This is a genomic window from Delftia sp. NA_296.1 (assembly GCF_052692095.1).
Genome location: NZ_JBQZGF010000001.1, coordinates 910255 through 929668 on the forward strand (window position 1 = coordinate 910255; position 19414 = coordinate 929668).

The following is a 19414-nucleotide window of genomic DNA, read 5'->3' on the forward strand; positions in this document are numbered from 1 at the left end:
CCGGAGTTCTTTTGGCAAAGCTTGACCTTGCCGCCGTTGTAAGCCCCAGCCTTTGCGCATGTCGATGCAGCGACGCGCCGGATGGTCCGGGGCCCTGCAGCCGAGAAAGGGGCACTTCCATGCGTGAAAAAATCAGAATCGCCGCGCTTGCCGGCGCCATGGCGGGGGTACTGGGCATAGCCCTCGCCACCCGCGAGGCCTCGGGCGACCAGCCAAAGGCGGCCGCACCCGCCGGGCCGCAGGTGCCGGTGGCCGAAGTCATTACGCGCACGGTCACGCCATCGGCCGAGTTCACGGGCTTTCTCGCCGCGCCCAAGACGGTGGAGCTGCGCTCGCGCGTGGGCGGTGCGGTCGAGGCCGTGAGCGTTCCCGAGGGCAGTCTGGTGCGCAAGGGCCAGTTGCTGTTCCAGATCGACCCGCGCCCCTTCCATGTTGCGCTGGACAATGCGGCCGCACAGTTGCGCCAGGCCCAGGTGCTGGCCAGCCAGGCCCAGGCCGATGTCGAGCGCGCCGAACGGCTGGCGCCCACGGGCGCCGTCTCGCGCAAGACCCATGACGATGCCGTCTCCGCGCACAACGCCCGCCAGGCACAGGTGCAGGCGGCCCAGGCCGCCGTGGCAGCGGCGCGGCTGGACCTGTCCTACGCGCGCATCACGGCGCCTATCTCGGGCCGCGTGGACCGGGTGCTGGTGACCGAGGGCAACCTGGTCGGCGGCAGCTCGGGAGGTTCGGCGGGCGCGGCCACGCTGCTGACCACCATCGTCTCGGTCGATCCCATGCACGCCTATTTCGACATCGACGAAGCCACCTATCTCACGGCCGTGCGCCAGGCCCGGCCCGAGGCGCGTGGCGGCAAGGCGGCGCCGCGCGTGGCGCTGGGGCTGGTCACGGACCAGGGCTTCCCCCATGAAGGCGTGCTCGACTTCGTGGGCAACAGGATGGACCGCGCCACCGGCACCATCCGCGCACGCGCCGTGGTGCCCAACCCCAAGGGTGTACTGGCCCCGGGCCTGTTCGCACGGGCCAGGCTGGCCACGAGTGCTGCGCGCGAGGCCATCCTGATCGATGACCAGGCCGTGGGCACCGACCAGGGCAAGAACTATGTGCTGGTCGTGGCAGAGGACAACCAGGCCCAGTACCGCCCGGTGCGGCTGGGGCCGCTGGTGGATGGCCTGCGCGTGATCGACGAGGGCCTGAAAAGCGGCGAGAAAATCATCCTCAAGGGGCTGGTGCGTCCCGGCATGCAGGTCACGCCCCGCCCGACCCCCATGCAGCAGACGGCCTCCGCTGCCGCCTCACCCGCAGCGGCTGGCGCCGCCAATGACCGGGTGGAGGCACGCCAATGAACTTTCCCCGCTTTTTCATCGCGCGGCCGATCTTCGCCATCGTGCTGTCGCTGCTGATGCTGCTGGCCGGCGCCATCGCTTTCTGGCAATTGCCGCTGAGCGAGTATCCGGCCGTCACGCCGCCCACGGTGCAGGTCACGGCCAGCTACCCTGGCGCCAATCCCGAGGTCATCGCCGACACCGTGGCCGCGCCGCTGGAGCAGGTCATCAACGGCGTGGAGAACATGCTCTACATGAGCTCCCAGATGACCACCGACGGCCGGATGGCGATCAGCATCGCCTTCAAGCAGGGCACCGACCCGGACATGGCGCAGATCCAGGTGCAAAACCGGGTCTCGCGCGCCCTGCCCCGCCTGCCGCAGGAGGTGCAGCGCATCGGCGTGGTCACGCAAAAGACCTCGCCCGACGTGCTGATGGTGGTGCACCTGGTCTCGCCCGGCAAGCGCTACGACCCGCTGTACCTGTCCAACTTCGCCCTGCGCCAGGTGCGCGACGAACTGGCGCGCCTGCCCGGCATCGGCGATGTGCAGGTCTGGGGCGCGGGCGAATACTCCATGCGCGTGTGGCTGGATCCGGCCAAGGTGGCCACGCGCGGGCTCAGTGCCAGCGATGTGGTCGCCGCCATCCGTGAGCAGAACGTGCAGGTCGCGGCCGGCTCGGTGGGCCAGCAGCCCGACACCTCGTCGGCCTTCCAGGTGACGGTCAATACCATGGGCCGCCTGGCCAGCGAGGAACAGTTCGGCGACATCATCGTCCAATCCGGCGCCGACGGCCAGGTCACGCGCCTGCGCGACGTAGCCCGCATCTCGCTGGGCGCCGACGCCTACACCCTGCGCAGCCTGCTCGATGGCGAGCCGGCACTGGCCATGCAGATCATCCAGAGCCCCGGCGCCAATGCCATCGACGTCTCCAATGCCGTGCGCGCCAGGATGCAAGAGCTGCAAAAGGGTTTCCCGCAGGACATCGAGTACCGCATCGCCTACGACCCCACGGTCTTCGTGCGCGCCTCGCTGCAATCGGTGGCCGTCACGCTGCTGGAGGCCATCGTGCTGGTGGTCATCGTGGTGGTGCTGTTCCTGCAGACCTGGCGCGCCTCCATCATCCCGCTGGTGGCCGTACCGGTGTCACTGGTGGGCACCTTCGCGCTGATGCAGATCTTCGGCTTTTCGCTGAACACGCTGTCGCTGTTCGGGCTGGTGCTGTCCATCGGCATCGTGGTGGACGATGCCATCGTGGTGGTCGAGAACGTGGAACGCCACATCGCCCTGGGCGAATCGCCGCGCGACGCGGCGCGCAAGGCCATGGACGAGGTCACCGGTCCCATCCTGGCCATCACCTCGGTGCTGGCGGCGGTCTTCATCCCATCGGCCTTTCTGTCGGGCCTGCAGGGCGAGTTCTACCGCCAGTTCGCGCTGACCATCGCCATATCGACCATCCTGTCGGCCATCAACTCGCTGACACTGTCGCCCGCGCTGTCGGCCATCCTGCTCAAGCCCCACCACGGCGGGGCAAGGCCCGACCGGCTCACGCGCGCCATGGACGCCGTGTTCGGCGGGTTCTTCCGCCTGTTCAACCGCTTCTTCGACGGCGCCTCCAATGCCTACGTGGGCACGGTACGCCGCGCAGTGCGCGGCAGCGCCATCGTGCTGCTGCTGTATGGCGGCTTCGTGGCCCTGGCCTGGCTGGGCTTCCAGCAGGTGCCCGGTGGCTTCGTTCCGGCCCAGGACAAGTACTTCCTGGTCGGCATCGCCCAGTTGCCCACCGGGGCCTCGCTGGACCGCACCGAGGCCGTGGTCAAGCAGATGTCCGAGATCGCGCTGGCCGAGCCCGGGGTGGAGAGCGTGGTGGCCTTCCCGGGCCTGTCCATCAACGGCTTCGTGAACGTGCCCAACTCGGCCGTCATGTTCGCCATGCTCAAGCCCTTTGCCGAGCGCAAGGACCCATCGCTGTCCGCCAATGCCATCGCGGGGAAACTGATGGGCCGGTTCAGCCAGATCCCCGACGGTTTTCTGGGCATGTTTCCGCCGCCGCCCGTGCCGGGCCTGGGCAGCATGGGCGGTTTCAAGATGCAGATCGAAGACCGCGCGGGCCTGGGCCTGGAGGCGCTGGTGCAGGCCCAGGGCGCCCTCATGGCCAAGGCCATGCAGACGCCCGAGCTGGCCAGCATGTTGGCCAGCTTCCAGACCAACGCGCCGCAGCTGCAGGTGGACGTCGACCGGACCAAGGCCAAGTCGCTGGGCATCTCGCTGACCGACGTGTTCGAGACGCTGCAGATCAACCTGGGCTCGCTGTACGTCAACGACTTCAACCGCTTCGGCCGCACCTACCGCGTCATGGCACAGGCCGACGCGCCGTTTCGCATGCAGGCCGAGGACATCGGCCGGCTCAAGCTGCGCAACGCGGCCGGGGACATGATCCCGCTGAGCGCCTTCGTGCGCATCACCCGCAGCTCGGGCCCGGACCGGGTGATCCACTACAACGGCTTTCCCTCGGCCGACATCAGCGGCGGGCCGGCGCCCGGCTACTCCTCGGGCCAGGCCACCGACGCCATGGAGCGGATTGCGCGCGAAACCCTGCCCGAAGGCATGACCTTCGAATGGACGGACTTGGTCTACCAGGAAAAGCAGGCCGGCAACTCGGCGCTGTACATCTTCCCGCTGGCCGTGCTGCTGGCCTTCCTGATCCTCGCGGCCCAGTACAACAGCTGGTCGCTGCCCTTCGCCGTGCTGCTGATCGCCCCCATGGCGCTGCTGTCGGCGATCGCCGGGGTGTGGCTGACCGGCGGCGACAACAACATCTTCACGCAGATCGGCTTTGTGGTGCTTGTGGGGCTGGCCGCCAAGAACGCCATCCTCATCGTGGAGTTCGCACGCGCCAAGGAAGACGAAGGGGCCGACCCGCTCGCCGCCGTGCTCGAAGCGGCGCGCCTGCGCCTGCGCCCGATCCTGATGACCTCGCTGGCCTTCATTGCGGGAGTCGTGCCCCTGGTGCTGGCCAGCGGCGCCGGTGCCGAGATGCGCCATGCCATGGGCGTGGCCGTGTTCGCCGGCATGCTGGGCGTGACGCTGTTCGGCCTGGTGCTCACGCCTGTGTTCTACGTGCTGGTGAGGCGCTGGACCACGCGCCGCCAGCGCCCTGCGGCCACGCCATCCACCTCACCCGCGCAGCAGATCGGAGTACGCCATGCGGACTGAACGTCCCCTGAAAAAACTGTCGCTGCTGGCCCTGGCCAGCCTGCTGGCCGGCTGCTCGCTGGCCCCCAGATATGAGCGCCCGCCAGCGCCCATCGAAACCATCTACCCCAGCGGTCCCGCCTATGGCGATGCCGATGCGGCCCCGCAGGCCGTGGCCGACATCGGCTGGCGAGACTTCCTGCGCGACCCGCTGCTGCAGGAACTGGTGGCCCTGTCCCTGGCCAACAACCGCGACCTGCGCAAGGCCGCGCTGAACGTGGAGATGGCGCGGGCCCAGTACCGCATACAGCGCGCCGACCTGCTGCCGCGCATCGGCTTGGGCGCCGACGGTTCGGCACAGCGCCTGCCAGCCGACCTCAACCCCAGCGGCACAGCCGGCATCCGTCGCAATTTCCAGGTCGCGGGCGTCGTCTCGTGGGAGCTGGACCTGTGGGGCCGCATACGCAGCCTCGGCGAACAGGCGCTGGCCGCCTACCTGGCCCTGGACGAAACCCGCACGGCCGGGCAACTGAGCCTGGTCGCCGAAGTGGCCAACGCCTATCTGGCGCTGCGCGCAGACCAGGAACTGCTGGGCCTGACGCAGCAGACGCTGGAGGCCCAGCAGCGCTCCTTCGCACTGACGGCCCAGTTGGTGGAGGCTGGCAGCGCCAACCGCATCGACCTGCGGCGCGCTGAGATCGCCCTGCGCACGGCGCAGGCCAACCGGGCGCTGTACACGCGCCAGGCGGCACGGGACCGCAACGCCCTGGTGCTGCTGCTGGGCCAGCCGCTGACACCCGAGCTGTCACACCAGCTCGACAGGGCCCTCACGCTGCCAGACGACCTGGTGCCCGCCAATCTGCCAGCAGGCCTGCCCTCGGACCTGCTGATGCGCCGGCCCGACCTGCGCGCCGCCGAGCACCGGCTGCGCGCAGCCAACGCCAGCATCGGCGCCGCGCAGGCAGCGTTCTTCCCCACCATCGGGCTGACGGGCGTTGCCGGCACGGCCAGCGCCAGCCTGGGCGGCCTGTTCGACGCAGGCTCGGGCACCTGGAGCTTCATGCCGCGCATTGGCCTGCCCATCTTCCAGGGCGGCTCGCTGCGGGCCCAGCTAGACGTCGCCCGGGTGCGCCAGCGCGCCGAGGTCGCCAGCTACGAGAAGGCCATCCAGACCGCCTTCGCCGAAGTGGCCGATGGTCTGGCCGGCAAACGCACGCTGGACGAGCAGATGCAAGCGCAGCAACTGCTGCTGGACGCCAGCGAAAAGGCCGAGGAACTGGCCGCCCAGCGCTTTGCCGAAGGCCTGGACGACAACCTCAGCCTGCTGGATGCGCAGCGCACGCGCTACGGATCGCAGCAGGCGCTGGTGCTGACGCGGCTGGCGCGCCTGGGCAACCTGATCGATCTGTACAAGTCATTGGGCGGCGGCTGGACGGAGCGTACGCAGGCAACGAGCGCCCTGGCCAGTGCACCCTGAACAGAGAACAGTCAGGTATCAGACCTCCAGCCACTCCTTGCGCACCTTCTGATCGGCGCGCAGCCCGTCGGGCGTGCCGTCGAAGACGATGCGCCCATGGCCCATGACCAGGGCCCGGTCGGAGATGCTCATGGCAATGGTGAGCTTTTGCTCGATCAGCAGCACGGACACGCCGCGCTGCTTGATCTTTTGCAGGTACTCGCCCACCAACTCGACGATCTTGGGAGCCAGGCCCTCGGTGGGCTCGTCGATGATGATCAGGTCGGGGTCGCCCATCAGCGTGCGGCACAGGGTCAGCATCTGCTGCTCGCCGCCCGACATCACGCCGGCCTCGGTGTGCTGGCGCTCCTTCAGGCGCGGGAACATGGCGTACATGTCGTCGAAGCCCCAGCGGCTGTCCCGGCCCTTGCCCTTCTGTCCCAGCAGCAGGTTCTGGTGCACGGTGAGGTTGGGGAACACGTCGCGGCTCTCGGGCACGTAGCCCACGCCCAGGTGGGCGATCTCGTAGGCCTTGCGGCCGGTCAGGCTCTGGCCCTTCCAGTCCAGCGAGCCCTCCCAGTGCACCAGGCCCATGATGGCCTTGGCCGTGGTCGAGCGGCCCGAGCCGTTGCGCCCCAGCAGCGCGACGATTTCGCCGGGCTGCACCGAGAAATCCACGCCATGCAACACATGGCTTTTGCCGTAATAGGCATGCAGGTTGTTGATGTTCAGCATCCGCGCTCCCTCAATGTGCACCAGCTTGTTGATCCGCCACGGACGAGCCCAGATAGGCCTCCTGCACGCGCGGATTGGCACGCACGGCCTCGGGCGTGTCGTAGGCGATGACTTCGCCGTAGACCACGACGGCGATCTTGTCGGCCAGGCCGAAGACCACGCCCATGTCGTGCTCCACGGTCAGCAGGGTCTTGCCTTCGGTGACCTTCTTGATCAGCTGGATGAAGTGGGCCGTCTCGCTGTTGCTCATGCCGGCCGTGGGTTCGTCCAGCAGGATGACGCCGGCGCCGCCGCCGATGGTGATGCCGATCTCCAGCGCACGCTGTTCGGCATAGGTCAGGTTCACCGCCAGCGTGTCGCGCTTTCTATGCAGGCCGATCATCTCCATCAGCTCATCGGCGCGGGCATTGGCGTCGCGCAGCTTCGACAGGAAGCGCCAGCAGCTGTAGCGGTAGCCCAGGCTCCACAGCACGCTGCAGCGCAGGTTCTCGAACACGCTGAGCTTGGGAAAGATGTTGGTGATCTGAAAGCTGCGCGACAGCCCCATGCGGTTGATTTCATAGGGTTTCTTGCCGTCGATGCGCTGGCCGTTGAGCAGCACCTGGCCGCTGGTGGGCTCGAAGCGGCCACTGATCAGGTTGAACAGCGTGCTCTTGCCCGCACCGTTGGGGCCGATGATGGCCACGCGCTCGCCCGGCTTCACGGCCAGCTGGGCGCCACGGATGATCTCTGCCTTGCCGAAGCGCTTGTACAGGTCGCGCAGCTCCAGCGCATAGGTGGCCTCGCCAGCCACGGCGGCGGCCGCGGTGCCCGGACGTTCGATTGCAATGCTGGACATGGTTCAACCCTCCCCGCGCTTGATGGCTTCTTCGATTTCTTCCTGGATGCGCTCCCAGCGGCGCAGGCACCAGCGCCTGGCCACTTCCAGCAGGCCCAGGCCCACCACGAAGATGGCAACGGCCACGGTCCAGGTCGATGCCGAGCTGGTATCGAGCTGCACGCCCATGAACGAGACCTGGGGACCCAGGGCCGCGTTGAGCTGCAGGTGGTAGATCATCTCGACGATGGCCGCGCCGCCCACGATCATGACCAGGGCGCTGGCCGCGATGGCCAGGTAGGGCTGGGCCAGCCGGCGCCACTTGCCGAAGCGCGCCACGCGCAGGTTCATCATGATCAGGCTGGCAACGCCGCCCGGTGCGTACATCACCATCAGCAGGAACACCAGGCCCAGGTACAGCAGCCAGGCCTTGGTCAGCTCCGACAGCAGCACCGAGGCCAGCACCAGCAGCACGGCGCCGATGATGGGCCCGAAGAAGAAGGTGGCGCCGCCCAGGAAGGTGAACAGCAGGTACGAGCCCGAGCGCATCACGCTCACGCTGTCCATGGCCGTGATGATCTCGAAGTTGATGGCTGCAAGCCCCCCGCCCACGCCTGCGAAGAAGCCCGCGATGATGAAGGAGAAGTAGCGCACGCGCTGCGTGTTGTAGCCCACGAACTCCACGCGCTCGGGGTTGTCGCGCACGGCGTTGAGCATGCGGCCCAGAGGCGTGCCCGTGAAGGCGAACATGGCGGCCGTGCAGATGAAGCAGTAGGCGGCGATCAGGTAGTACACCTCCATGCCCGAGCCGAAGGTCAGCCCGAAGAAGGGCTTGCCATAGACGCGGTCGGTGGTGATGCCGCCCTCGCCCCCGAAGAACTCGGGGAACATCAGCGCCATGGACGCCACCAGCTCGCCGATGCCCATGGTGATCATGGCGAAGGTGGTGCCCGACTTCTTGGTGGTCACATAGCCCAGCAGGGCCGCGAAGAACATGCCGCCCAGGCCGCCGATGATGGGAATCAGCACCAACGGAATGCCCCAGTCGCCGGAGCTGGCCCGGTTCATCGCATGGATGGCGATGAACGAGCCCAGCCCCGTGTAGACCGCATGGCCGAAGCTCAGCATGCCGCCCTGCCCCAGCAGGATGTTGTAGGACAGGCAGATGATGATGAGATAGCCGATCTGGCTGAGCATGGTCAGCGCCAGGCTGCTGGTGAACACCAGCGGCGCGACGATCAGCGCCAGGGCGAAGGCGCCCCAGATCAGGATGCGGCCGATGTTGAGCGGCTGGAAGCTGTAGTGGCGCCCTGCGCCCGCAGCCCCCGAAGCGCCCGGAACGCCTTTTGCGGCAGTGGATGTCATGGTCGTTTTGGTGATCGAGGACATGGTGTCAATCTCCCCGCGTGCCCAGGAGGCCCTTGGGCCGGAAGATGAGGATCAGCACCAGGAACAGGTAGGGCAGGATGGGCGCGACCTGGGAGATGGTGAGCTTGAGCAGCGGCCAGCCAAAGGTCTGCTCGCCGACCGGGCTGCCCAGCGAGGTCAGCAGGCTGGCCAGCGACCAGTCGATGGCCACGGCAAAGGTCTGCACGACGCCGATCAGCAGCGAGGCCACGAAGGCCCCCGCCAGCGAGCCCATGCCGCCAACCACCACCACCACGAAGATGATGGAGCCGACCGACATGGCCATGGCCGGCTCGGTCACATAGGTGTTGCCGCCGATGACGCCGGCCAGCCCCGCCAGCGCGCAGCCGCCGCCGAACACCATCATGAACACGCGCGGCACGTTGTGGCCCAGGGCCTCCACCATCTCGGGGTTCTTGAGCGCGGCCTGGATGACCAGGCCGATGCGCGTGCGCGTCAGCAGCAGCCAGACGGCCACCAGCATCAGCAGGGCCAGCAGCATCACGAAGGAGCGCGAGCGCGGGAACTGCGTGCCGTACAGCGTGAACAGGGGGCCCTGCAGCGCGGGCGGCAGTCCGTAGGGCACGGTGCCGCGGCCCCAGACCAGCTGCACCACCTCGAGGATGAGATAGGACAGGCCGAAGGTCACGAGCAGTTCGGGCACATGGCCGTACTTGTGCACGCGGCGCAGGCTGTAGCGCTCGAACATGGCGCCCAGCGCGCCCACCAGCAGGGGCGCGACGAAAAGCGCGCCCCAGAAGCCGATGATGCCGCTGAGCGTGTAGCCGAAGTACGCGCCCAGCATGTAGAAGCTGGTGTGGGCGAAGTTGAGCACGCCCATCATGCTGAAGATCAGCGTCAGCCCCGAGCTGAGCATGAACAGCAGCAGTCCATAGCTCACGCCGTTGAGCAGCGATATGGTGAAGAACTCAAGCGTCATCGAAAGGCCTTGGTCTCGGTGCGTTGGGGACAGGGAGCGGTGCGGGCCGCTCTCAGGACGGGCGCTTCATCTGGCAGGAGGTGGGCGTGCTGGCCACGTAGGGCTCGTAGTACTTCACCGGGGCGAAGGTGTAGCCCGTGTTCTCTGCGTCATACGGGTTCTTGCCGCCGGCCTTTTCCCAGCGCGTGATGTACAGACCCTGCTGCAGCTGGTGGTCGGTCTTGCGCATCTCCACTTCGCCGTTGAAGCTCTTGAGCTTCATGCCCTCCAGCGCGGCCGCCACCTTCACGGGGTCGGTGCCGCCGGTCTTGACGAAGGCCGCATCCAGCAGCGCGAACACGTGGTAGATCGAGCTTTGCGTGAGGTCGTCGTTCATCTTCTTCTTGAACTCGGCCATCAGCGGCTGGATGGGGCCGCCCATGTTGTAGTGGCCGTAGCCCACGGTGTAGACCTTGCCGTCGGAGGCCGCGCCCATGGCCGTGGGCGAGCCCGAGCCGAAGGCGTAATAGGTGTAGAACTTGACGTTGTTCAGGCCCGCGTCATTGGCGGCCTTGAGCAGCAGCGACAGGTCCGAGCCCCAGTTGCCCGTGATCACCGTGTCGGCGCCCGATTGCTTGATCTTGGCGATGTAGGGAGCGAAGTCGCGCACCTGGGCCAGGGGCGCGAAGTCGTCGCCCACCACCTGCACATCAGGCCGCTTGGCCTTGAGCATTTCCTTGGCGTACTTGGAGACCTGCTGGCCGTGCGAGTAGTTCTGGTTGATCAGGTAGACCTTCTTGACCTCGGGCACGTCCTTCATATAGGTCGTCAGCGCTTCCATCTTCATGGAGGTGTCCGCATCCAGGCGGAAGTGCCAGTAGCTGCACTTGCTGTTGGTCAGGTCCGGGTCCACCGCCGCATAGTTGAGGTAGACCACCTCCTTGCCCTTGTTGCGTGCGTTGTGCTTTTCCAGCGCATCCATGATGGCCAGGGCCGGGCCCGAGCCGTTGCCCTGCACCACATAGCGTGCGCCCTGGTCCATGGCCGAGCGCAGCACGGCCGTGGTCTCCTGCGGGCTGAGCTTGTTGTCCAGCGGGATGATCTCGAACTTCACGCCCGAGGCATTTTTCCTGTTGAACTCCTCGGCCATCAGCTGGAAGGTCTTGAGCTGGTTCGTGCCCACGGCGGCCATCAGACCCGACAGCGGATCGATCCAGCCGATCTTCACCGTCTCGCCCTTTTGCGCCCAGGCGCCCGATGCACAGGCCAGCATGGCCGAGGCGGCCACCGAATGCACGATCCACTTCATTTTTCTGTCTCCTTTTTCCGGTTGATTCGGATATCTGTATTGGCGCCAGACTAACGCCTGAATGACAATTTCCCTCTGGGGAATGCCTTAGAAACTATCGCGCATGCGACTTGGCTGCGGCCCTGGACACATTGGCGACAGATCGCCATCGATCAGGCCAGAAAACCGTGTTTTGCCTGATTTCGGGCAAAAAAAGGGGCGCCTCGCGCCCCTTTGCGAAGTTCAATGGCCAGTTATGCCGTCATGAGGGTCGCTTCATCTCACAGGATGTCGGCGTGCTGGCCACATAGGGCTCGTAGTACTTCACGGGAACGAAGGTGTAGCCGGTGTTCTCCGAATCCATCGGATACTTGCCGCCGGCCTTTTCCCAGCGCGCGATGAACAGGCCCTGCTGCAGCTGGTGGTCGCTCTTGCGCATCTCCACTTCGCCGTTGAGGCTGTTGAACTTCATGCCTTCCATGGTGGCAGCCACCTTGGCCGGGTCCGTGGTCTTGGCGCGCAGGAAGGCCTGGTCCAGCATGGTCAGGCCCGAGTACAGCGAGCCCGTGTACATGTCGTCGTTGAACTTGGCCTTGTAGCCCTTGGTGATGCGGTCCAGCGGGCCGGGCAGGTTCATGTGGCCGTAGCCCACCATGTAGACCTTGTCGGCGGCGGCCGCGCCCATGGCCGTGGGCGCGCCGGTGGCGATGGCGTAGTAGGTGTAGAACTTGACGTTGTTCAGGCCTGCATCGCTGGCGGCCTTGATCAGCAGCGCCAGGTCCGAGCCCCAGTTGCCCGTGATCACCGAGTCGGCACCCGATTGCTTGATCTTGGCGATGTAGGGTGCGAAGTCGCGCACCTGGGCCAGCGGCGAGAAATCGTCGCCCACGATCTCCACATCGGGGCGCTTGCGCTTGAGCATCTCCTTGGCGTATTTGGAGACCTGCTGGCCGTGCGAGTAGTTCTGGTTGATCAGGTAGACCTTCTTGACCTCGGGCACGTCCTTCATGTACGTGGTCAAGGCTTCCATCTTCATGGAGGTGTCCGCATCCAGGCGGAAGTGCCAGTAGCTGCACTTGCTGTTGGTCAGGTCCGGGTCCACGGCCGCGTAGTTGAGGTAGACGACTTCCTTGCCCTTGTTGCGCGCGTTGTGCTTTTCCAGCGCATCCATGATGGCCAGGGCCGGGCCCGAGCCGTTGCCCTGGAAGACGTAGCGCACGCCCTGGTCCATGGCCGAGCGCAGGGCTGCCGTGGTTTCCTGCGGGCTGAGCTTGTTGTCGATGCCGATGATCTCGAACTTCACGCCCGAGGCCGTGCCCTTGTTGAGCTCCTCGGCGATGTACTGCAGGCTCTTGAGCTGGTTGGACCCCAGCGCGGCCATGAGGCCGGACAGCGGGTCGATCCACGCAACCTTCACCGTCTCGCCCTTCTGGGCCATGGCGCCCGTGGCGCAAGCCAGGGCCAGGGATGCCGTCAATGCCTTGATCGCAAACTTCATGAAGCGTCTCCTCTTGTGGTGGTTTCTGGGCGAGGCCCAGGGTAATGGCCCCTGTGCCCTGCCCTGATCGGTGATTGCCCCTAGCGGCTATCGCCGACGAGACTCGGACCGGCCGCCCCGGCCAGGACATGCCCCCGCATGCCCTGGCCCGGTGGCCGCCCGCAACGGCTCAAAGCCCCGGCAGCCGGTAGCCGGCCAGCTGCTCGCGCAGCCGGGTCTTGAGCATTTTTCCGGTGGCGCCCAGCGGGATGGCATCGATGAAGACCACGTCGTCGGGGATCTGCCACTTGGCGGTCTTGCCCTCGTAGAACTTGAGCAGTTCCTCGCGCGTGACCTCGGCGCCGGGCTTCTTCGCCACGGCGACGATGGGGCGCTCGTCCCACTTGGGATGCGGCATGCCGATGCAGGCGGCCATGGCCACAGCCGGATGGGCCATGGCGATGTTCTCGATGTCGATGGAGCTGATCCACTCGCCGCCGGACTTGATCACGTCCTTGCTGCGGTCGGTGATCTGCATGAAGCCGTCCGGGTCGATGGTGGCCACGTCGCCCGTGGGGAACCAGCCGCGGCCCTGCGCGTCCTTGACCAGCGGGCTCTCGCCCTTGAAGTAGCTGTCCACGATCCAGGGGCCGCGCACCAGCAGGTCGCCATAGCTCTTGCCGTCCCAGGGCTGGTCGGTGCCGTCGCTGTCGACGATGCGCATGTCCACGCCATAGATGGCACGGCCCTGCTTTTGCAGGATCTTCATCTGCTCGTCCTTGGGCAGCTGCAGCTGCTTGTTCTTGAGCGTGCACAGCGTGCCCAGCGGGCTCATCTCGGTCATGCCCCAGGCATGCAGCACCTCCACGCCGAATTCGTCCTGGAAGGCCGTGATCATGGCCGGCGGGCAGGCGGAGCCGCCGATCACCGTGCGCTTGAGCGTGGAAAACCGCAGGCCGCCCGGCCTGATGTGGCCCAGCAGCATCTGCCAGACCGTGGGCACGCCGGCCGCGTAGGTGACGCCTTCGGCCTCGATCAGCTCGTACAGCGACTTGCCGTCCAGCGCCGGGCCGGGGAACACCAGCTTGCAGCCCGTGAGCGCGGCCGAGTAGGGAATGCCCCAGGCGTTGACGTGGAACATGGGCACGACGGGCAGCACCGAGTCGCGCGCCGATATGCACATCACATCGGGCAGCGCGGCCGCGTAGGCGTGCAGCGTGGTGGAGCGGTGGCTGTACAGCACGGCCTTCGGGTTGCCCGTGGTGCCGCTGGTGTAGCACATGCTGGAGGCCGTGTTCTCGTCGAATTCGGGCCACTGGTACTGGTCGGACTGGCCGCCAATCCAGTCCTCGTAGCTGACCAGGCCCGGAATGCCGCTGTCGGCGGGCAGGCGGTCCGCATCGCACAGCGCCACCCACTGGCGCACCGTGGGGCACTTGGCATGCACGGCCTGGATGATGGGCAGGAAGGTCAGGTCAAAGCACATGACGCGGTCTTCCGCGTGGTTGATGATCCACGCCACCTGGTCGGGGTGCAGGCGCGGGTTGACCGTGTGCAGTACGCGGCCCGAGCCGCTGACGCCGAAGTACATCTCCATGTGGCGGTAGCCGTTCCAGGCCAGCGAGGCCACGCGGTCGCCGGGCTGCAGGCCCAGGCCGTCCAGCGTGTTCGCCAGCTGGCGCGAACGCCGTGCCAGGTCGCGGTACGTATAGCGATGGATATCGCCCTCCACCCTGCGCGAGACGATCTCCGCATCGCCATGGTGGCGGTCGGCGAAGTCGATCAGCGACGAAATCAACAGTGGTTGGCTTTGCATCAGACCCAGCATCTATAGGCTCCTAAGGTGATTGAACTTCGTGAACTGCGGACCGCGGATTCGCGCAAGGCCAAGGCCCTGGTGCGCGATGCCGCTGCCCGCATGGAGGGTGGCTCAGGCCGGCGCCCTGGGTCCGATCCCGGCAGGGACAGGCGCATCGTTTTTCCGGCATGGTTGACGCATTGTCTTGTCGCAACTCGGCAGCGTCTTCGCATGCTCGTATGGGATATACCCTAGGACGATGCTGGAGGCATGCGCCGCGTCATGCCACAGCGTGTTCGTGGACGGCGTCTTGTCGTTGCCGAAGATCCAGTATCCGGTCTGCGATGGCGAATCCACTGTCACGCGAATGCTTGAACCGGCGCGGAACACATGCGCGAATTTCTGAATCTCCACCCGCATCAACTGGGGCTGGCCGGCGACCAGTGGCACATCCTTGTCCCGTGTGTAGGCACCCCAGGGACGCAGCGCCGTGGATCGGCTCTCATCGAGCGCACGCTTGGAGGCACGCAGCCAGCCGCGCTGCACGAACATCTCCTGCCCGTCCGGCCGCACCTCGGACAAGGTGACCTGGATGTCGGTATTGGCGGCCGTGGCGCTGAGCCACAGGTCGGCCGAGCCTTCGCCATAGAAGCTCAGGTCCTGCGGCAGGGCCGCCGTGGTGAAGACCAGCTGGCCATCCTTTTCCGAAGCGGGCACGGCGGGCCAGCCTTCGGCCGCCGGGTTGTTCACCTGCGGACTCAGGGCCGGATAGCGGTAGCTGGACGAAGCCGTCCCGGAGGCGGGTGCGCTGTCGCCCAGCGCCTGGCCGGGCTGCATCCACAGGCGCAGGGGCTTGACCTGGACAGGCAGCCGGTCAAACCGTGCCTCGCCCGTGGGCATGAGCTTGGCGCCGCCATTGAGGGCCTTGGCGTCCGTGGTCTGCATCTCCTGCAGCAGGCGCACGCGCGGCTCCTTGTCGAAGCCGTTGTCCTCGCCCTTGACGAAGCGCGCCAGGAAGCGCTTCAGCGTCTGGTCGATATGGTCCGAGGTGATGTTCGTGTGGTGGTCGCCGTTGGAGCTGACCAGCCACATCCTGTCGGGCGCAATGGTGTCCTCGTAGTAGCCCGAGCGCGGGCCGATCTGCTCGTCCTGCCAGGACTGCGTGCCCAGCGTGGGGATATTGATCTTGCCGCTTTGCAGCATGGCGCTGCGCTCCAGGTACAGGCCATCGGCATAGGGGTTGTCCAGCCACTTGATCAGGTCCAGCTCGGGCCGCTTGATCTTCTCGATGTTGTCGGCCACCGTCTTGGCGCATTCCGTGTCGCCACCGTTCTTCACCGCCAGGTCGGCGGCCGTGCGCCAGATGCGCGGGAAGCCGTTCCACCACTGCGCCGGAAAGCCGATGTTGGCAATGCCGCCCGGATAGCCCACGTCCCGGTAGGGATCGCCCACATTCTTGCTGGGCGTGATCGCCAGCAGCCCCTTGGGCCGGTGCGCCGCCACCCACAGCTGGTTGTAGCCCGAGTACGAGTAGCCGATCATGCCGATGCGGCCGTTGGACCAGGCCTGCCGCCCGGCCCATTCGATGGCAAAGGCACCGGCCGCACCTACGCTGGCGTCAAACACCTTGTCATCCCCCGTGGAGCAGCCAGTGCCCGGCACGTTCAGCCCCATGACCGCATAGCCTTCCTTGGTCCAGGGACTGCTGATGTTGGGGTACGAGCCCGAGATATAGCCGTCGTACTCGACCAGCAGCGGGAACGGACCCTGCCCCTCGGGCAGCAGCAGCGAGTAGCGCATCCTGCTGCCGTCCGGCAGGGTGATGTAGCCCGATTGCTGGCCCGGCCCCATGGGCGCGGGCATGCCCGACGATCCCCCTCCGCAGGCGGCCAGGCCCACGGCGGCGGCGGCAATGGCCCCCGCCAGCGGCCAGCGCCAGGCATGTGTGAAAACGGTCTTGACTGTCATGGGTACTTGTCTCCTTCGTTGTTGTTGGCTGTCTCTCGGGGCTTGCCGCGGCAAGCCCCTGCTCGCTCATCTACTCGCTCACCTGCCCGCTCAACGGCTCTCTCACTGCAGCCGGATGCTGGTCGCTCCCGGCTCGGCGTCGAAGATCAGGCTGGACGGCCAGGGCTTCCATGTCTGGCCCAGGGCCGCGTTCTGCGGATTGCCCGTCTGCATGAAGGCCTTGAGGCTGGCCATCATGGCGTTCGACAGCGCCAGCCGGCCCGGGGCATTGGCCGTGCTGTTGGTCACGCGGGAGAACACGGACGGCCCGAAGTTGCCGAAGAGAAAGGGCAGATCGAACGCATGGGCCGCTCCGTAGACCGTGTTCCAGGGCGCGGGCTGGCGCGCCCAGTCGAAGCGGTAGCTCCAGACCTCGGCCTGCCGGGTGCGCAGCGTGTTGAGCAACTGGTCGCGGCTGGGATCGGCGAACAGATGGGTCAATTGCGCCATGCGGGCGTTGTAGCCGGTGACCGGCGTATCGACGGGCAGGTAGGCGGCATCGATGATGTCGGCCAGGCCCGGCGCGTTGGGCGACTGCGCATCGAAGGACTGCATCATGCGAAAGCGCGCCGCATCATCGATCCTGAAGCCCGGCTTGCCGCCCAGCGCCGCCAGCAGGGGTGCGAACAGCTTGCCCTCCTCGGCCGTGTAGCCGGCCATCACGGGCATGCGGTTGTATTGGCCCGCAGCCAGCGCGGCCATGGGATCGGTGGGCAGCAGCAGGCCGTCGGGAATCGGTCCCGCGCCCGTCAGGCCCTTGGCCACCAGGGTCTGCAGCAGCACGCGCGCATCCTTGCCGCGCAGGTAGGCCGCAATCTGCGCCGGTGTCCAGCCGGCAGCCACCGTGGCCGCAGCCGCCACATCGGCAGCCAGCCCATCGGCCACCATCAGATGGGCCAGCAACAGCGCGGACTGGGTGGCGTAGGCCGAAGCCGGCTTGAGCGTGGCCAGCACGCCGGCCGGCAGGTTGGATGGAAGCGACAGCCCGCCGCTGATCGGCACCAGCCTGTGGAACAGGCCACGCGCCGACTCGGCCGTCAGCAGCGCCAGCACATTGGTGGCACCTGCCGACTGGCCCATGAGCGTGACATTGCCCGGATCGCCGCCAAAGCCCGCGATATTGCGCTGCACAAAGCGCAGCGCCTGCAGGTTGTCCAGCAGCGCGAAGTTGCCCGTGGCGGGCGCGCCGGCCTGCATCTGCGGCATGTGCATGTAGCCCAGGATGTCCAGCCGGTAGTTGGCCGTCACCACCACGGCATTGGCGGCGCGTGCCAGGGCCGCGCCGTCATACAGCGGATCGGCCGTATAGCCCGAGATGGCGCTGCCGCCGTGGATGAACACCAGCACCGGCAGCTTCTCGGCACCGCTGGCCGGGCGCCAGATATTGAGCGTCAGGCAGTCCTCGCTGCCCACGGGCTGGCCCAGGGTGGAGGCAATGGTGTCGTCGAAGCGGTTGTTGGCTCCCGGGCCGTACATGCGCCCGATCTGCAGGCAGGCATTGCCGAACTGGCGCGCCTCGCGCACGCCCTCCCAGGCCTTGGGCTCGGCCGGCGGCTGCCAGCGTAGCGCGCCCACGGGCGCCTGGGCAAAGGGCACGCCCTTCCAGTAATAGGTGCCCGTGGCGGCGCCGTCGTCCACGCCGCGCAAGGGGCCGTAGGCCGTCTCGCGCAGTTCGGGACCTCCGCCGCCCGAGCCGCCGCAGGCCGCGAGCCACAAAGCCATTGAAGCCACGGCCAGGCGTATGCCGCCAGCCATCCACCGCTGTCCTGTGCGCATGCTTGTCTCCTGAATGGTTTTTGGGGTTTCCCGTATGGGCCGCGCCGGGCCCATGGGTCACACTGCGCAGTCGTTCGCCGCGCTGCAAAAATTCTAGGAACAGCGCGGCAAAACGCCGCTATCGCAACCACGCCAAAACAGTGACTTCAGAACGCAAACAGCGCCCCGAATGGCCCAGGAAAACCCGGTCATGACAACGCAGCGCAGCAGCTCCGCCGCCTGGGTGCGCGGCATCCTGGACATGATGGCCACCGAAGGGCTGGCCCCGCAAAGCCTGTGCGCCGCAGCCGATATCGACCTTGCCGCACTGCAGCATTCGCAGACCCGTACCGATGTGGACCGCGTGAGCCGGCTCTGGGAGCTGGCCGTGGCCCAGTCCGCCAATCCCACGCTGGGGCTGGACCGGCAACTGGCCGCGCGCCACGGCAACATCGATCTGGTCGGCTACTCGCTGGCTTCGGGCCCGCACCTGCTGGCCGGCTTCCGCGACCTGGAACGCCACATGGCCGTGATCTCGGACGCAACGTCCTTCACGCTGGAGCGCGATGCGCGCGGCTACTGGTTGTCCATACATCACATCGGCGCCACACGGCCCGTGCCGCGCCAGCGCGTGGAGTTCGCCGTGCTCACGCTGCTGGTGCTGTGCAACTGGCTGACGCGGCGCGATGTCCGGCCGCTGGCCGTGGAATTCATGGCCGAGGCGCCCGCCCCCTCGCACGAGGCCGCCTACCGCGCGGCCTTCGGCCTGCTGCCGCGCTTCGGCGAGGACGCGAACCGCTTCCTGCTGTCCGAGGCCGACCTGCTCGCCCCCATTCCCACGCACAACCCCGAACTGCTGGCACTGCACGAAAAGCTGGTCGAAACCGAACTCGACCACCTGGGCCAGGCCGGCGTGGGCGCGCGCGTGCGCCACGAGATCGCGCGCCTGCTGCCCCAGGGCGAGCCGCGCCGCGAAGACGTGGCCAGCCTGCTGGGCCTGACCGACCGCACCTTGCAGCGCCGCCTGCAGGCCGAAGACACCAGCTACCAGCAACTGCTGGACGAAACCCGGCGCGAGCTGGCCCTGCAGTACCTGGGCGAGCCGCGCCGCAGCCTGGCCGAGGTGGCCGACCTGCTGGGCTTTGTGGACCAGAGCAACCTCTTTCGCGCCTGCCGCCGCTGGTTCGGCATGCCGCCGGGCCAGTACCGGCAGCAACTGCGTGCGTGAATGCATGC

13 protein-coding genes are annotated in these 19414 nt (G+C 67.0%); 4 read left to right on the forward strand and 9 right to left on the reverse strand.

The annotated features are described in order from the left end of the window. Positions 1–119 precede the first annotated feature (119 nt). The 3 genes from ACUTR7_RS04245 to ACUTR7_RS04255 are packed head-to-tail and all read left to right on the forward strand — an operon-like array spanning position 120 to position 5996. Complete coding sequence (locus ACUTR7_RS04245) at positions 120–1346, forward strand: efflux RND transporter periplasmic adaptor subunit (RefSeq protein WP_088165017.1); 1227 nt, start codon at positions 120–122, stop codon at positions 1344–1346. After that, positions 1343–4540 carry an efflux RND transporter permease subunit gene (locus ACUTR7_RS04250; RefSeq protein ID WP_034392691.1) on the forward strand — a complete coding sequence of 1066 codons (3198 nt, stop codon included), beginning with the start codon at positions 1343–1345 and terminating at the stop codon, positions 4538–4540. Before ACUTR7_RS04245 ends, ACUTR7_RS04250 begins: the two co-directional genes overlap by 4 nt. Continuing rightward, the gene (locus ACUTR7_RS04255; RefSeq protein WP_445608211.1) at positions 4530–5996 is read left to right on the forward strand and encodes an efflux transporter outer membrane subunit; all 1467 of its coding nucleotides are present in this window, start codon (positions 4530–4532) and stop codon (positions 5994–5996) included. The genes ACUTR7_RS04250 and ACUTR7_RS04255 overlap by 11 nt, the downstream gene beginning before the upstream one ends. A gap of 18 nt (positions 5997–6014) precedes the next feature. Here ACUTR7_RS04255 and ACUTR7_RS04260 read toward each other — a convergent pair whose 3' ends face one another. The 9 genes from ACUTR7_RS04260 to ACUTR7_RS04300 form a co-directional block, all read right to left on the reverse strand. Continuing rightward, the gene (locus tag ACUTR7_RS04260) at positions 6015–6710 is read right to left on the reverse strand and encodes an ABC transporter ATP-binding protein (RefSeq protein ID WP_012205150.1); all 696 of its coding nucleotides are present in this window, start codon (positions 6708–6710) and stop codon (positions 6015–6017) included. Positions 6711–6720: 10 nt separating this feature from the next. Beyond that, complete coding sequence (locus ACUTR7_RS04265) at positions 6721–7548, reverse strand: ABC transporter ATP-binding protein (protein ID WP_051940671.1); 828 nt, start codon at positions 7546–7548, stop codon at positions 6721–6723. 3 nt (positions 7549–7551) lie between these two features. Further along, positions 7552–8916 (reverse strand): branched-chain amino acid ABC transporter permease, encoded by a 1365-nt coding sequence (locus tag ACUTR7_RS04270; protein ID WP_013802771.1) that lies wholly within the window; start codon positions 8914–8916, stop codon positions 7552–7554. 4 nt (positions 8917–8920) lie between these two features. Next, positions 8921–9874: a branched-chain amino acid ABC transporter permease gene (locus tag ACUTR7_RS04275; RefSeq protein ID WP_013802772.1), complete on the reverse strand. Its 954-nt coding sequence runs from the start codon at positions 9872–9874 to the stop codon at positions 8921–8923. 52 nt (positions 9875–9926) lie between these two features. Further along, positions 9927–11162, reverse strand: a complete 1236-nt coding sequence (locus ACUTR7_RS04280; protein ID WP_012205146.1) for a branched-chain amino acid ABC transporter substrate-binding protein — start codon at positions 11160–11162, stop codon at positions 9927–9929. Between the two features lie 241 nt (positions 11163–11403). Continuing rightward, positions 11404–12639, reverse strand: coding sequence for a branched-chain amino acid ABC transporter substrate-binding protein (locus tag ACUTR7_RS04285; protein WP_013802774.1), 1236 nt, complete (start codon positions 12637–12639; stop codon positions 11404–11406). A gap of 169 nt (positions 12640–12808) precedes the next feature. Next, positions 12809–14446 (reverse strand): 3-(methylthio)propionyl-CoA ligase, encoded by a 1638-nt coding sequence (locus tag ACUTR7_RS04290; protein ID WP_445608212.1) that lies wholly within the window; start codon positions 14444–14446, stop codon positions 12809–12811. A gap of 102 nt (positions 14447–14548) precedes the next feature. Continuing rightward, positions 14549–16384 (reverse strand): CocE/NonD family hydrolase, encoded by a 1836-nt coding sequence (locus tag ACUTR7_RS04295; RefSeq protein WP_445608213.1) that lies wholly within the window; start codon positions 16382–16384, stop codon positions 14549–14551. A gap of 102 nt (positions 16385–16486) precedes the next feature. After that, positions 16487–18199, reverse strand: a complete 1713-nt coding sequence (locus tag ACUTR7_RS04300) for a carboxylesterase/lipase family protein (RefSeq protein ID WP_445608214.1) — start codon at positions 18197–18199, stop codon at positions 16487–16489. Positions 18200–18389: 190 nt separating this feature from the next. On the opposite strand from ACUTR7_RS04300, the gene ACUTR7_RS04305 reads away from it, so the two are divergent. Beyond that, positions 18390–19406 carry an AraC family transcriptional regulator gene (locus ACUTR7_RS04305; RefSeq protein WP_043822774.1) on the forward strand — a complete coding sequence of 339 codons (1017 nt, stop codon included), beginning with the start codon at positions 18390–18392 and terminating at the stop codon, positions 19404–19406. Positions 19407–19414 lie beyond the last annotated feature (8 nt).